Source organism: Shewanella mesophila, assembly GCF_019457515.1.
Lineage (GTDB): Bacteria > Pseudomonadota > Gammaproteobacteria > Enterobacterales > Shewanellaceae > Shewanella > Shewanella mesophila.
Window position 1 is genome coordinate 3,316,563 of the sequence record NZ_CP080421.1, and the last position, 14,980, is coordinate 3,331,542.

17 protein-coding genes are annotated in these 14,980 nt (G+C 43.8%); 7 read left to right on the plus strand and 10 right to left on the minus strand.

What is annotated here, in order from left to right:
* Position 1 precedes the first annotated feature (1 nt).
* The 5 genes from pdxA (at position 2) to K0I73_RS14755 (ending at position 5,246) form a co-directional block, all read left to right on the plus strand.
* Entirely contained in the window at positions 2-1,003 is a 1,002-nt protein-coding gene (gene pdxA / locus K0I73_RS14735; RefSeq protein WP_220061819.1) for a 4-hydroxythreonine-4-phosphate dehydrogenase PdxA, read from the plus strand.
* On the plus strand, positions 1,003-1,812 hold the full coding sequence (gene rsmA / locus K0I73_RS14740; RefSeq protein ID WP_220061820.1) for a 16S rRNA (adenine(1518)-N(6)/adenine(1519)-N(6))-dimethyltransferase RsmA: 810 nt from the start codon (positions 1,003-1,005) through the stop codon (positions 1,810-1,812). Before pdxA ends, rsmA begins: the two co-directional genes overlap by 1 nt.
* A gap of 55 nt (positions 1,813-1,867) precedes the next feature.
* Positions 1,868-2,248: a Co2+/Mg2+ efflux protein ApaG gene (apaG, locus tag K0I73_RS14745; RefSeq protein WP_220061821.1), complete on the plus strand. Its 381-nt coding sequence runs from the start codon at positions 1,868-1,870 to the stop codon at positions 2,246-2,248.
* A 43-nt stretch (positions 2,249-2,291) separates the two neighbouring features.
* Entirely contained in the window at positions 2,292-3,116 is an 825-nt protein-coding gene (locus K0I73_RS14750; RefSeq protein ID WP_220061822.1) for a symmetrical bis(5'-nucleosyl)-tetraphosphatase, read from the plus strand.
* Positions 3,117-3,221: 105 nt separating this feature from the next.
* Entirely contained in the window at positions 3,222-5,246 is a 2,025-nt protein-coding gene (locus tag K0I73_RS14755) for a methyl-accepting chemotaxis protein (protein WP_220061823.1), read from the plus strand.
* Positions 5,247-5,362: 116 nt separating this feature from the next.
* Here K0I73_RS14755 and K0I73_RS14760 read toward each other — a convergent pair whose 3' ends face one another.
* The 7 genes from K0I73_RS14760 to rplU form a co-directional block, all read right to left on the minus strand.
* On the minus strand, positions 5,363-5,755 hold the full coding sequence (locus K0I73_RS14760) for a DUF3718 domain-containing protein (RefSeq protein ID WP_220061824.1): 393 nt from the start codon (positions 5,753-5,755) through the stop codon (positions 5,363-5,365).
* 92 nt (positions 5,756-5,847) lie between these two features.
* The gene (gene folA / locus K0I73_RS14765; RefSeq protein ID WP_220061825.1) at positions 5,848-6,330 is read right to left on the minus strand and encodes a type 3 dihydrofolate reductase; all 483 of its coding nucleotides are present in this window, start codon (positions 6,328-6,330) and stop codon (positions 5,848-5,850) included.
* A 39-nt stretch (positions 6,331-6,369) separates the two neighbouring features.
* A complete protein-coding gene (locus K0I73_RS14770) occupies positions 6,370-6,840 on the minus strand; it encodes a threonine/serine exporter family protein (RefSeq protein WP_220061826.1) in 471 nt (156 codons plus the stop codon).
* On the minus strand, positions 6,837-7,598 hold the full coding sequence (locus K0I73_RS14775; RefSeq protein WP_220061827.1) for a threonine/serine exporter family protein: 762 nt from the start codon (positions 7,596-7,598) through the stop codon (positions 6,837-6,839). The genes K0I73_RS14770 and K0I73_RS14775 overlap by 4 nt, the downstream gene beginning before the upstream one ends.
* 35 nt (positions 7,599-7,633) lie before the next feature.
* Entirely contained in the window at positions 7,634-8,797 is a 1,164-nt protein-coding gene (gene cgtA / locus K0I73_RS14780; RefSeq protein WP_220061828.1) for an Obg family GTPase CgtA, read from the minus strand.
* 228 nt (positions 8,798-9,025) lie between these two features.
* Positions 9,026-9,280 carry a 50S ribosomal protein L27 gene (gene rpmA, locus K0I73_RS14785; RefSeq protein ID WP_007650346.1) on the minus strand — a complete coding sequence of 85 codons (255 nt, stop codon included), beginning with the start codon at positions 9,278-9,280 and terminating at the stop codon, positions 9,026-9,028.
* Between the two features lie 15 nt (positions 9,281-9,295).
* Positions 9,296-9,607 carry a 50S ribosomal protein L21 gene (gene rplU, locus K0I73_RS14790; protein WP_033537952.1) on the minus strand — a complete coding sequence of 104 codons (312 nt, stop codon included), beginning with the start codon at positions 9,605-9,607 and terminating at the stop codon, positions 9,296-9,298.
* A 275-nt stretch (positions 9,608-9,882) separates the two neighbouring features.
* Here rplU and ispB point away from each other — a divergent pair, with 275 nt between their 5' ends.
* Positions 9,883-10,854, plus strand: a complete 972-nt coding sequence (ispB, locus tag K0I73_RS14795) for an octaprenyl diphosphate synthase (RefSeq protein ID WP_220061829.1) — start codon at positions 9,883-9,885, stop codon at positions 10,852-10,854.
* 117 nt (positions 10,855-10,971) lie between these two features.
* Here the strand turns inward: ispB and mdh are convergent, their stop codons facing one another.
* Positions 10,972-11,907, minus strand: coding sequence for a malate dehydrogenase (gene mdh, locus K0I73_RS14800; protein WP_220061830.1), 936 nt, complete (start codon positions 11,905-11,907; stop codon positions 10,972-10,974).
* 307 nt (positions 11,908-12,214) lie between these two features.
* Here mdh and argR point away from each other — a divergent pair, with 307 nt between their 5' ends.
* The gene (argR, locus tag K0I73_RS14805; protein ID WP_220061831.1) at positions 12,215-12,685 is read left to right on the plus strand and encodes a transcriptional regulator ArgR; all 471 of its coding nucleotides are present in this window, start codon (positions 12,215-12,217) and stop codon (positions 12,683-12,685) included.
* A 156-nt stretch (positions 12,686-12,841) separates the two neighbouring features.
* On the opposite strand, the gene K0I73_RS14810 is transcribed toward argR, so the two are convergent.
* Positions 12,842-13,777, minus strand: coding sequence for a Dyp-type peroxidase (locus tag K0I73_RS14810; RefSeq protein WP_220061832.1), 936 nt, complete (start codon positions 13,775-13,777; stop codon positions 12,842-12,844).
* A 174-nt stretch (positions 13,778-13,951) separates the two neighbouring features.
* Positions 13,952-14,980: an ABC transporter ATP-binding protein gene (locus K0I73_RS14815; RefSeq protein WP_220061833.1), complete on the minus strand. Its 1,029-nt coding sequence runs from the start codon at positions 14,978-14,980 to the stop codon at positions 13,952-13,954.

The following is a 14,980-nucleotide window of genomic DNA, read 5'->3' on the forward strand; positions in this document are numbered from 1 at the left end:
ATTGACGACTAAACGTATCGCTATCACACCGGGCGAACCTGCCGGTGTGGGACCAGACTTAGTCATTCAACTTGCTCAGCGCGCTTGGCCCGCTGAGCTTGTTGTTTGTGCCGATCCTGCTTTATTGAAATCTAGGGCCAAAAAAATCGGCCTGCCGATCCAATTGCGCCCATATCAACCCAATCAGCCTCCTAAGCCTCAAGAGGCAGGAACATTAACCATAGTTCCCTTTCCATTGGTAACAGAGGCGGTGTGCGGCACCCTAGATGAACAAAATAGTAGCTATGTCATTGAAACGCTGAGCTACGCTGGCGAGAAAAACATGAGCGGTGAGTTTGATGCCGTTGTCACAGGACCTGTGCACAAAGGTATCATCAACCAAGCTGGCATCCCTTTTAGTGGGCATACCGAATTTTTTGCCCATCAAGCAAATTGCCACGATGTGGTGATGTTACTGGCAGCGCCGGGTTTGCAGGTAGCACTTGTCACGACTCATATTCCACTGGCCTATGTATCGAAAGCCATCACGCGCGATCGCTTGCACCAAATTATCAAAATATTGCATGAAGACTTGGTTAACAAATTTGGACTGATGCAACCTAAAATTTATGTCTGCGGCTTGAACCCACACGCAGGTGAAGACGGCCACTTAGGCAGAGAAGAGATTGATGTTATTATGCCCGCGCTAGATGAACTACGCGAGATGGGCATGAGTATAGTCGGGCCTCTACCGGCAGATACTCTGTTTCAACCTAAGTACCTTGAAGATGCAGATGTCGTATTAGCCATGTACCACGATCAGGGGCTTCCTGTATTAAAGTCACGCGGATTTGGTAGCTCAGTGAATATTACCTTGGGCCTGCCATATATTCGCACCTCGGTCGATCACGGAACGGCATTAGCCCTTGCTGGAACGGGTGATGCAGAAATAGGAAGCTTCGTCTGCGCACTAAATAAGGCTATAGAATTGGCCGACAGAAACGAGTCAAAAAAAGAGAAGTAATGAGTAATAAAGTACATTTAGGCCACACGGCAAGAAAGCGTTTCGGACAAAACTTTTTGACCGATAGCAATGTGATTAATCGAATTGTCGGCGCGATTGCCCCAGACAATGATCACGTTATGGTTGAAATTGGTCCAGGCCTTGCGGCATTAACTGAACCCGTTGCCGAGAGCATAGACAAGCTCACTGTGGTTGAGTTAGATAAAGATCTTGTTGAGCGTCTAAAGACGCACCCTTTTCTCAAAGATAAACTTGAGATCCACCAAGGGGACGCGCTCAAATTTGACTTTAACCAGTTGGTTGAAGAAGGCAAGCAGATGAAGGTATTTGGTAACTTACCTTACAACATCTCAACACCACTCATGTTTCATCTTTTCGAGTTTGCAGAACATATTGAAAATATGCACTTCATGCTACAAAAGGAAGTGGTACTTCGTTTGTCTGCCGCACCAGGCACAAAAGCATATGGCCGTTTAACCGTCATGGCACAATACTTCTGCCAAATCATGCCCGTGCTAGAAGTACCTCCAGGCTGTTTTACACCTCCACCTAAGGTCGATTCAGCCGTAGTGAGGTTGGTGCCTTACAAGAATAAACCTTGGCCTTGTAAAGATGTCGATCTACTTAGGCATATTTGTACGACCGCTTTCAATATGCGCCGCAAAACGCTACGCAATAATCTTAAACATATTCTTTCAGACGATGAGTTTGAATCACTCGCCATTGATGCCAGCAAACGTCCTGAGCAGATAACGGTTGAGCAATATGTTGCGATGGCAAACCTAGTCGCAAACAAGAAAAACGGCTAAGGTATCTCAAGGGGGAAGCAATTTCCCCTCCTCTCTATTACATTTAGGACATTCAATGATGGAACTTGAATCCTCAATTAAAATTGAGGTAAAAACTGAATATATCGAAGAGCAATCATCACCCGATGAAGAGCGCTACCTTTTTAGCTATACCATTACGATCGTAAATCTGGGTGAAAAAGCCGCAACCTTAAAGAGTCGTATGTGGTCAATAACCGATGCCAACGGCCATCATAGTGAAGTTCAAGGGGCTGGCGTCGTTGGTGAAACTCCGACAATCGCGCCTGATACTGCATACCGATATACTAGCGGTACCGTCTGCGAAACGCCTTTTGCGGTCATGCAAGGTTATTATGTGATGATCAGCGAAGATGGCACTGAGTTTAAAGCACGTATTGCCCCCTTTAGATTAGCGGCGCCGGGATTAATCCATTAGCGCCATCTAACCATTCCCTGAATCGCGAACTAACGAGTAATCAATGGCAACCTACTTTATCGGTGATATACAAGGCTGTTACGATGAGCTACGAGCCATACTAAGCCAAGTTGATTTCAATCCGTCAAAAGATGAGCTATGGATTGTTGGCGACATGGTCGCTAGAGGTGATAAATCACTTGAAACCATCAGGTATATCAAATCCCTTGAGAATTCAGCCAAACCAGTACTTGGCAATCACGACCTCCACCTTCTGGCCTTGCACGGAAAACTTAAACGACCAAAACCCAGCGATCAGCTAAGCGCTCTCCTCTGTGCTGATGATATTGATGAACTCGTCGACTGGCTTCGATTACAACCTTTATTAAGACAACACCCATCACAACCTATAGTAATGACCCATGCAGGTATTCCGCCCCAATGGGACATAGCCACCGCCATTGAAGAAGCAAACGCAGTCCATCGAGCGCTAATGAGCCCAAATTATTTAACCCACCTTATCAAAGATATGTACACTGATGATATTGATGATTGGGCGGAGTCAATGCCGAGTAAACAACGACTAATTTACTGTGTAAATGCGCTCACTCGAATGCGATATCTAAATGCTGACGGTCGCTTAGATTTTAGTTGTAAACTGCCTCCCGAATCCAACCCTGACAACACTTTAAAGCCATGGTTTCATTTCCCCAGTATGGTGAGTGAAACGCACACATTGGTGTTTGGACACTGGGCAGCATTGATGGGAAAAGTTGACAATCCAGCACTTCAAGCGTTAGATACAGGTTGCTGTTGGGGTGAATATTTAACCCTTTGGCACCTTGAATCTAATCAAAAAATTACCCAAAAGAAGTTAAAAAAGAGTTAAACTGGTTAGGATTCTGGCCGATATAAAGCTAGCTGTGCATGCAAGCACTAATCCTGAAATTATTTTTATAATTAGGGATATAACAACAAAAAAGCGGAGTACCCCATGAAATTGAATGTCGCCACTAGAGTTATCGGTGGGTTTAGCGTTGTGACTTTATTGCTAATAGCATTAGGTGTCGCTTCGTTAATAACCAATGAAAATATCAAGTCAAGTACTCTGGTTTTGCAAGATTTGAGTATACCAGCATTAGAAAGCAGCAATCACCTAACCCAAGATTTGGCACTACAAGAGAAGCAACTTCTAGTCGCATTTCACTCAACTCGCTCCGAACATATTCCCAAAGTTGAACAGAAGTTTAGCGAATACTCTCAAAGTTTTTTCAATGAAATTAGCTCATTACAGTCTATTATCAGTGGGCATAAGCAAGGGCTAGAAACTCAGATCATCTCATTAAAGAGTAGCTATCAGGGCTTTAAGGATAATAGCCTAAAAATGATGTCCGCTCGCGAACAGTCATTGCAAACTCAAGAAAACCTGTTAAAACAACTCGAAGACCTAGAGATTGCTGTAGATGATACCGCATCGCTACTTATCGACCTTATCGATTACGAATCCAGCGAAGACCCAACAGAGAGAGAAATTGCAGCAACGGCAAGTAATATCGATACCAGCTTTAGCAGCCTTATTACGAGCAGCTACGACCTCGTAAAAACTAAAGAAAAATCTAAGTTTGATACCATTACCAAAGAGCTCGAGTACATTATCAGTGATGTTACAAACAAGTTAGAATATGTTAGCCGCCACTGGGAAGGCGTTATAGACCAAGAGATTTTAGATGATATAAATAAAGAAGCTTCAAAAGCACTAGATATGCTTAGCGGCGCTAATTCAATCCAAGCACGTAAAGGCAAACAGCTGAATTTCGATATCTCTGCTGCAGCACTTCTAGATCAAGTCGAAGCCAATGTTGAATCTGTCAACAAAAGTATGAGTAGCCTCAATAAACAGATTGAAGTTGTTTCGCAAAAAGTCAGCAATAACGCCATTAGTGATATCGATAGCGCCAGCTTTAAAACCATGGCCCTAGTGCTAATTGCCATCCTTGTCTCGATCATTGTTAGTATTGCCGTGATACGTCCACTTAAGCGCTCTTTAGATAGTGTGAATAACGCGCTGGACATTTTGGCTTCGGGCAATCTAACTCACAAACTAGACGACTCTGGTCACGATGAATTTGCCGAGCTTTCCCGTAACTGCAATCGTCTTGTTGACAGCTTAAGAACCCTAATACAAGGTATTTTAGACCGTTCTAATCAGCTAGCTGCCGCGGCAGAAGAAACCTCGGCGATTACGGCTCAGACCACAGCTGGTATTCAAGAGCAAAAGAATCAAGTAGATCAAGTCGCTGCCGCAACAACAGAGCTAAGCTCTAGCGCGATGCAAGTCACCAGCAGCGCCGACGAAGCCTTGAGTCAGATCAAACAGGCCGATGATGAAGCGCAACATATGCGTACCATTGCCGATGAGAACAAACGCACAATACTGGCACTTGCTGACGAAGTCGCAAAAGCGTCTCAGGTGATCAATAAGGTCCACTCTGACAGCGCTTCTATTGGCTCTATTTTGGATGTTATCCGAGGTATCGCAGAACAAACCAATCTATTGGCACTTAATGCCGCTATCGAAGCCGCTCGAGCCGGCGAACAAGGACGCGGATTTGCTGTCGTTGCCGATGAGGTGCGTAGCCTAGCTTCTCGCACCCAAGATTCAACCCAAGAGATCCAACAGATGATTCAGGTACTACAACAAGGTACTCAAGAAGCGGTCTCGGTTATGGAGCTTGGACGAAATCAAGCAAATAGCTGCGTAGAAAAAACAGAGCAAGCTAATATTGCCCTAGAAAGTATCAGTCAGGCTGTCCATAATGCTCATGATTCAGGCACTCATATTGCTCATGCCGCCCAAGAGCAAAACTTAGTTAGCCAGCAGGTCTCTGAGAAACTAGAGCATATTGCCGCTATCTCTGAAGAAACCGCCACTGGTGCAGACCAAACTGCGCAATCGAGTCATCAGGTAGCGCAACTTGCCGAGGAGCTTCAAGCCTCTGTTGGTGAGTTCAAGGTTTAAACCTAAAACAAGCCTGTTATTCGCAGGCTTGTTTGGCTAAATTAGCAAATATAAGACATAAAAAACCGGATATAACATCCGGTTTTTGATTGGTAAAATTCAGATTAAAACTAAATCTAATTACCCGATATTCGATCTTTTATCGCAGCAGTGATTTCGCTACCACCGTGCCCATTAGCTTCAGCCCATTCAACAACGGTTTTACCATCGGCCTCTTTAGCGGTTAAATCATCAGTAGACAAACGTTTTGCCATGAAAGAACCAACATCGTTTGCGCCACTTTTCATCGCAAAGCGTAAAAGACTATCGCCATCACAGGTGAGCCCTTGATAAACGTTACGTAACTTAACACGCGTTTCTTTTAATTTACTACGTAAACGGTTCTTATCATCGGCATGAACATAGTTGCAAATGTTCGCTGCAAGCTGATCATTTGCATGTACCGGAACAGTATAAGTATAAGCAGAAGCTGCAATAACCACAGCAATCGTCGTAGGTAAAAGACGCATCGGGTACTCCTATAATATTTATTATTTTTATTCCATAGAATAACAAATAATGACTTCATTACTCTAAAGACGACTCAGGACAACACCATAATTTAACATTCTTTTGTCAAAGTGATAAAGCGATATTGCAAACCTTTATCATTTGTGCAGCTTTCACTTTCAAGTATATGCCAAGATCCATCATCCCACAGAGGAAAATGGGTATCCCCCTCCACTTCTAAAGCGATCTCGGTCAGATAAAGAATATCGGCCCTCGGCAATATCGCATGGTACAACTGACCACCACCGATCACCACCAGTTCTTCGCATTCGCCCGCTAATTCGATAGCTTTATCAAATGAAGTCACACAGCTAACTCCCTCGATGGCTAAATCTTGCTGCCTGCTAACAACGATATTGTGACGCCCTGGTAGAGGCCGACCTATTGATTCAAAGGTCTTTCTCCCCATAACGACAGGTTTACCGAATGTCATCGCTTTAAAGTGGCGTAAATCTTCGGGAAGATGCCAAGGCATCTGATTATCTTTACCTATAACTCGGTTATTAGCCATGGCGGCGATCATTGCAATCTTCATTTGAGCTCCAACAGTCTATTGCCGTTTCAATCTAAAAAGTTAAATCACTGGACGGGTACGGAAGTAAAGCAAACTCGGCATCGCCAATCCCACAGATAAGGCACCAAGAATAAATACGGTTTTTAATCCGTTACTAATGACTTCTGCTGTTAACTCTGGGCTAACTTCAGACTGGGCGGTTAGCTGCACTAGCGCGATGACAGTATTGTAGGCATAGGTGCCAGGGATCATAGGTATAATTGCGGCAACCGCGTACATTAACGGTGGTGCTAGGTGTTTTTTTGCAAAACCTATGGTCAACACCCCAACGATAGCAGCCGCGGCAAATGTCGCCCATTCGATTGGCATATGGAAATGAAGTAAAAGCGTCCTAACACTATGGCCAACCGCACCAGCTAATGCGCAGTACGGTAAAAAACGTTTAGGAACATTAAAGACCATGGCAAAGCCAATAGCAGGAATCGATGAAAACAACGCATCATTGAGCAGATTGAATATGAGTTCCATCATAAAAATAGCCCACCAATTTGCATCGCTATGGTTATACCAATAACAGATGAAACAGTTAACAGCGTTGCATGGCCCCAACGAGAAATACCTACATTCAAGTGGCCTTTAACCATATCTGAAATAGCGTTAATCATTGGAAAACCAGGGACTAACATCAAAACACTTGCCGCCATAGGCAGCTTAGGGGTGTCGGTTAATTGAAAATGGTAACCAACCTGCGCAACAAGAGTGGTAATAAAGGCTGTGACGGCAAAGTTAACTAATAGATTAAAATGACGTTTGGCAATAGATATCCGAACAAACATGCCTACTGATGCCGCAATTACGGTTATCAGAACCGCCATCCAATCGCCACCGAATAAGTGACAAAAGCTACCACATGACAGTCCTATCATAGGCACGAGATAACGCCGAGGATAAGTCTTTGGCTGGATGCGTGAAACACGCTTACGAACTTCGTTAAGACCGTAAATGCCTTTCTCGGTAAGCAAACAGATACGCTGTAGCTCACAGATAATAGTCATATTTATGCCATGTTCCCGAATTCGACGAGTAGTAGTAATACAGCGTCCATGGACAAGACTGGTTAATACGAGAGAATTGGAAGAGATAGAGATCTCAACACTGGCAAGGCCTAACGCCTGACCTAAGCGTTGACTGATCTCTTCTACGAGTTCAGATTCAGCGCCATAGGCCAGAAGTAGTTGTGCAACCCGGACCACTTGCCGAGTAATATCATTTTGAGTATCTGCGTACACGTTATTCTCAGAATGAAATCATTAACAAGCAATACTTATCTTTGATAGATGATCTCAACATCGTAGTCATCGTCGTCAAAGTCATCATCAAAATCATCATCATAATCTTCGTTAACAACCTCTTGACTCTGTTGATGATAGTTATCCCATTTGAACTCGACTTCGGCATCGGGATCAGCCTCTTCCTCTTCAGGAAGTGCATCGATGAAATCCATCAGTTTGAGAGATAACGCCTCTGTACCTTGACGGTTATAGGCCGAAATATTAAAGACTTCTCCCTGCCAATCGAGTTCTTTAACAATACGCTCGATGCGTTCGTTAATTTCTTCTTCGAGCAACAAATCCGTCTTATTAAACACTAACCAACGAGGCTTACTCGCAAGCAATGGAGAATGCTTTTCCAGTTCGCCAACAATGGCGCGCGCAGAGTCAACAGGATCGCTGCCATCAATCGGTTCAATATCTAATATATGCAGCAATACACGACAACGTTCAAGATGCTTAAGGAATCGAATCCCAAGACCTGCACCATCAGCCGCCCCTTCAATCAAGCCTGGAATATCCGCCACAACGAAGCTCTGCCCGTGACGTGGATTAACCACCCCTAAATTGGGTACCAAGGTGGTAAATGGATAATCAGCGACTTTAGGCTTAGCACGTGATACCGCTCGGATAAAAGTCGACTTACCAGCATTAGGCATACCTAACAAGCCCACATCTGCAAGCAACATCAGTTCAAGTCGTAAACTACGAACTTCACCTGGGGTACCTAAGGTCTTCTGTCTAGGGGCACGGTTAGTACTGCTCTTAAATCGCGTATTGCCTAAACCATGGAAACCACCCTTAGCGACTAATAGCTTTTGCCCATGAGTCTTAAGATCGCCTAAGGCTTCTAGCGTCTCTTCGTCAACCGCACGAGTACCAACTGGCACTTTAAGGATAAGATCTTCACCACCGTGGCCAGTACAATCGCGTCCGCGACCATTTTTACCGCGCTCGGCAAAATGAAAACGTTCAAAACGATAATCGATCAGAGTGTTAAGGTTTTCGTCTGCCTGCAAATAGACACTACCACCATCACCACCATCACCACCATCAGGACCACCATCAGGTACATATTTTTCACGTCTAAAACTGACGCAACCACTACCACCATCACCAGCTTCAACTCTGATCACAGCTTCATCGACAAACTTCATACCAACTCCAGGCACCGCACAATAGACCGATTATACTGCCTATCCAATCGTACCGCCAAAAAAACAATTATCGTATCGAGCTAACAATAAGCAATCGCCCTATGCCACCCAATGCTTTTCTGGTGCTGGAGCAACGTAATCGGCTCATTTCACCAGATATCAATCTTTATAAACAATAAAGCCCTACCAGAGGCAGGGCTTTATAAACTATCTTAGGTGAACTAAGAATTAAGCTTCGATGCTAATGAACTTGCGGTTATTAGGACCTTTAACTTCAAACTTAACTTTACCGTCAGTTAGTGCAAATAGAGTATGGTCACGACCAATACCTACGTTAACACCTGCGTGGAATTTAGTACCACGTTGACGTACGATAATGTTACCAGCAAGAACTGATTCACCACCGAAACGCTTAACACCTAGACGTTTACTTTCTGAATCGCGGCCGTTACGAGTAGAACCGCCAGCTTTTTTATGTGCCATTAGTCAGACCCCTTATTAAGCGTTGATAGCTGTAATTTTAACTTCGGTGAACCACTGACGGTGGCCCATCTTCTTGTCGTGGTGCTTACGACGACGGAACTTAACAATAGTTACCTTCTCGCCACGGCCATGGCTGACAACTTCAGCAACAACCTTACCACCTTCAACTAAAGGTGCACCAACATGAACAGTCTCACCATCAGCAACCAAAAGAACTTGGTCGAATTCGATAGTTTCGCCTGTAGCGACTTCTAATTTTTCTAGACGTACAGTATGGCCTTCAGCAACACGGTGCTGCTTACCACCACTTTGAAAAACAGCGTACATAGCTATTTTACTCCGATATTTCAAGCACGCAGACCTTTTTGGTTTGGCTGGGTGCTATAAAAGCTTTAATGACAATGGTCGCGGAGTTTACGCTATGTTAGCCAAGCTGACAACCCCTAATTCACTTTGATCAAAAAAAGATCGGAATTACTCGCACATTGTGGTTCTAATACTGTCTTGTGACCCATTTTTAGGTAGAATCGACTTATTATAACAATTTAGCCTTAATATGGGCTGCCAGAACAACTTAGCAACCCGAGAAGTAGAGCCTATATATGGATTTGAACGCCATTCGTCAGCTGGCTGATGCTGATATGAAAGCCGTCGACCAACTTATCTATAAGCAGTTGGAATCAGATGTAGCCCTAATTAATCAACTTGGGTTCTACATAATTAATGGTGGGGGCAAAAGAATGCGCCCACTACTCTCTATTCTTGCCGCGAGAGCCATAGCCTATGAAGGTGAGGCTCATATAAAGTTAGCTGCAATCATAGAATTCATCCACACAGCATCATTACTTCACGATGATGTTGTCGATGAATCTATGCTCAGGCGAGGTCGTGAAACGGCTAATGCGTTGTTTGGTAACAGCGCAAGCGTACTCGTCGGTGACTTTCTCTATACTCGCTCATTCCAGATGATGACAGAGCTTGGCAGCATGCAAGTACTCGAAGTGCTTGCTGATGCAACGAATGTGCTTGCCGAAGGTGAAGTGCTGCAGCTAATGAACTGTAACGATCCTGACACTACAGAAGAAAGCTATATGCGTGTCATCTATTGTAAAACAGCCAAGTTATTCGAAGCCGCGACGCGTTTAGCTGGTGTACTAGCAGACAGCAGCATCGAAGTACAAACAGCACTAGCCGATTACGGAAAGTATTTAGGTACTGCGTTCCAGCTGACAGACGACCTGCTCGACTACACAGCTGAAACCGAAGAGCTGGGCAAAAATATAGGCGATGATCTTGCAGAAGGTAAACCAACCTTGCCACTGATCTTTGCTATTGCAAATGGAACAGAGCAAGAACAAGCCTTAATTCGCAATGCCATTGAAAAGGGCGATGGTTCTGGGCATATAGACACCATTCTAAATGCACTAAATCAATGTGGCGCCCTGAAGTACACAGAGCAAAGAGCCCTAGAAGAAGCAGAAAAGGCGATTAGCGCGTTAGATGTATTGCCTGATACCGATTACAAGCAAGCCTTGATATCGCTCGCTAGAATCGCTGTGGCGCGTAATCATTAGCCGCTATAAGCAGTCATAAGCGATGATTCCCCCGTGTCTCGCCTATAAGCATCAAAGCATAAAACCTAAAAATAAAAAATGGAGCCAATAGGCTCCATTTTATTAATTCGCTTAAGACTATTTAACGAATTCTACACCAAGCTTAATGTCAGCTTTAAGGGTATCTAGCATTGCATCGCGAGCATTGGCTTCGAACTCACTCACATCACCATATGCAAGCACTTGCTCTACACCACTCTTACCGAGAAGAATTGGCTGAGCAAAAAATTCAGCATGCTCACTACCACCGTCAACATAGGCACATTCGACAACATTAGCTTCGCCCTGTAATCCGCGAACTAATGACAGACCGAACCGGCACGCCGCTTGACCCATAGAAAGTGTCGCGCTACCGCCACCGGCTTTCGCTTCAACAACTTCAGTACCCGCATTCTGAATACGAGTAGTCAAAGCTGCGACTTCGTCATCGCTAAAAGTAACGCCTTCAACTTGAGAAAGTAGAGGAAGAATCGTCACGCCACTGTGGCCACCGATAACATTAACTTTAACGTCAGCTACATCTAAACCTTTGGCTTCAGCAACGAAAGTTTCAGAGCGAATAACATCAAGAGTGGTAACACCAAACAAGCGTGCTTTATCGTATACACCAGCCGCTTTCAATACTTCAGCTGCAATAGCAACCGTCGTATTAACAGGGTTGGTAATGATACCGATTAGCGCCTTAGGGCAAGTCGCAGCACACTTCTCAACAAGATTGCGAACAATACCTGCGTTAATATTGAATAGATCTGAGCGATCCATACCAGGCTTACGTGCGACACCTGCAGAAATAAGAACAACATCAGCACCTTCTAGTGCTGGGGTTGGATCTTCACCAGCAAAGCCTTTGACTTCAACTGCAGTCGGGATATGGCTTAAGTCAACCGCAACACCAGGCGTTACAGGAGCGATATCATAAAGGGACAGTTTTGAACCAGCAGGCAATTGAGTCTTAAGCAGTAGAGCAAGAGCCTGGCCAATACCACCAGCGGCACCAAGTACAGCAACTTTCATAGTTATCTCCGTCAATTCTTGGATATTTGTGATGTAGATCTAAATTCACCGATGGCGCAACATTACTGTAATCACGCAAAGAATTCAATTATCCGTTAGTCGTGTAGCCAGATATTTTACTTTTTTACTCTAAATTGTTATTTCACTAGCTATAACGTATAGTCACAACTCATCTATCACATCTCCAGCCTTTCTCTCTCCTTCAAGATTGAAGTGAATTTTTATTCACAATTTCCGATTAACACTTGACTTTGACGCTAACTATATTCAGAATGAGCCAGATTTTTGAATAAAGAATAATAAAACTATGCAAGCAAATAAAAATCAAGACGAATTAGTAAAGACCTTTAAGGCGATTTTAAAAGAGGAGCGCTTTGGCTCTCAAAGTGAAATCGTCAATGCCCTCCAAGCTGAGGGATATAGCAATATCAATCAATCTAAAGTCTCTCGAATGCTGAGCAAATTCGGCGCAGTACGTACTCGTAACGCAAAGCAGGAGATGGTCTATTGCTTACCAGCAGAGCTAGGCGTGCCTACAGCTGGTAGCCCACTAAAAAACTTAGTCCTAGATGTTGACCATAATCAATCAATGATTGTGATTCGAACCAGTCCCGGGGCGGCGCAATTGATAGCAAGGCTACTCGACTCGATAGGTAAGCCGGAAGGTATCTTAGGTACTATTGCAGGTGATGATACTATTTTTATCTGTCCTTCTAATATTCAAGAAGTAAATAAGACGCTAGACACTGTGAAGTCACTTTTTAATTATGCTGACTAACTAGAGGCTGTTACTCTTGCTAGCTCAGTTTAGCTTAAGTTGATTAACGAACTTTTTACCTCTAGAAAGCTAGCGCATAAAAAATTGCAGAATAAAAAACACACCTTTTAAGGTGTGTTTTTTATTCTATGTTGGCTAATCACTTGGATTCAGTAGTTAATCAACGACACTTTCCATAAAGTCCAATGACGGCGCAAAAAACGCTGAGCCCGTTAACGCTTGAGTAAAATGCATCAGGTGGTCGTGATGTCCCTCTCCGTCACCATGGATCATGCTATGCAGCATTTTTTCGAAATGCACCGAATTACGGCAATTAGAGATAAACATCAATCCCTGCTCTTTCATTGAGCCATAAGGCATGCTCTGCCTTAAAATTTCCATTGATTTACCGTTACTATCTTTAAGATTAACTCGCTTTGTGTGGCTGGTTAACGCTTTCTCTTCCGATGCATATTCAATATTATCGATCTTTGTCCGACCGAAGATATCTTCTTGCTTCTTTAGCGGCAATCTATGCCATTTACTCAAATTATGTGCATATTTTTGGACATGCACATAGCTCCCTGAACGGAATGGCCTATCTTCATCGCCAACTAAAGCCACCTCTTGGCGATGACGACCTTTAGGGTTTTCAGTACCATCGACAAACCCCGTAAGATCGCGAGTATCCATAAATTGAAAACCACGTTCTTCATCAACAAGTTCGACTAGATCCTCAAACATCTGACACACTTCATTGGCAACCAAGTGCAATATATCGTAACGATCACATCGAAGATGGACAAAAAGATCATACTCGTGCGCAGGAGCATCTCGATTATCAGAGCTCATTGCTGGAAAAGGTTTGAGTTGTGCAGGCCTGTCAATTGGGTAAAGGCTATCCCAATAATTAGCACCAATAGCCACAAAACCATTGAATGCACTATCAGCATACTGATCTGACAAGTCATAAATATATTGAGCTATGTTAGCGACACAGGGACGCAACTGAGATTCAACGCCATCATTAGCGCTAAACATTAAATAAACACTATGTAAATTACCTTCTGCGCACACACCCAACTGTTCACGTGGCATAACCTGACTATCCATAATAAACCCTACCCTTTGTCAGTCTCAATTTCGGCAATATTATCCGAAACTTTAGCGGTAAATAGTATTACATAACCCACAAACCATTAAAATGAAACCCATATAACCCGTTAGATTAGCGTGTTTTTATGCTAACGACTATATAGAGTCATAAAAGTGTTAAGCTTGATACTATCAAAACAATACTAAGGCGTGCTCTAAAATGTTAAGCCTAACACTTTGCCCTACTTCAAGCCCGATCTGAGCCGTTTTAATATCCAAACTATCACTACCGACTAGCACGCGGTAATAACAAACACTACCTAAGAATCGTCTTTCAGCAATACGTCCTGAGCCTTGTTCATCAGCAGAGATCTCAATCTGCTCTGGGCGTAAGAGCAGCTCGCCACTATACCCTATGCTTTGCAGTAACGACTGAGAACTAGTCGCTTCACCTATCGCTGTCACCACCCTGGTCTCATCAATTACTCTGGCAGCGACATAGTTTCCTGCCCCAAGAAACTCTGCCACATATTTGTCTGACGGATGACTATAAAGCATCTCGGCACTGCCATATTGCGCTATAGCGCCCTCGCTAAATAACGCTAACTTATCGGCAAACACGAATGCTTCATCTTTGCTATGCGTCACAAATACGGCACTCACGTTACGTTGCTTCAATATAGCGCGGATCTCTAACATCATCTCGCTACGCACTTTTGCATCAATATTAGAAAAAGGCTCATCGAGTAATAACAGCTCAGGCTCATAAGCAAGCGCACGAGCGATAGATACCCTTTGTTGCTGCCCACCTGATAGTTCGTGGGGGTAGCGTTTAGCCAAACCCTCAAGTTTAACCAAGGTGAGCATCTCCTCTAGCCTCAGCTGGCGCTCGACTTTACTCAACCCCTTTACCCCAAACAAAATATTCTCAGCCACTGTCAGGTGCGGGAAAAGCGCATAATCTTGAAAGATCATCCCCACCTCCCGTTGATCACTTGGAATGAATATGTCACCCGCAGACAATAATCGGCCATTAATGCTTATCAGCCCTTGGGTAATTGGCTGAAGCCCTGCAATTGCGCGTAGTAACGTCGTCTTACCGCAACCACTTGGTCCAAGTAAGGCGGCGATTTCTCCTTGTTGAATATTAAGATTGAGTCCGCTCAATATCACCTGACCGTGATAATCACTATGAACGTTTTCGATATTAAGTGTCGACAT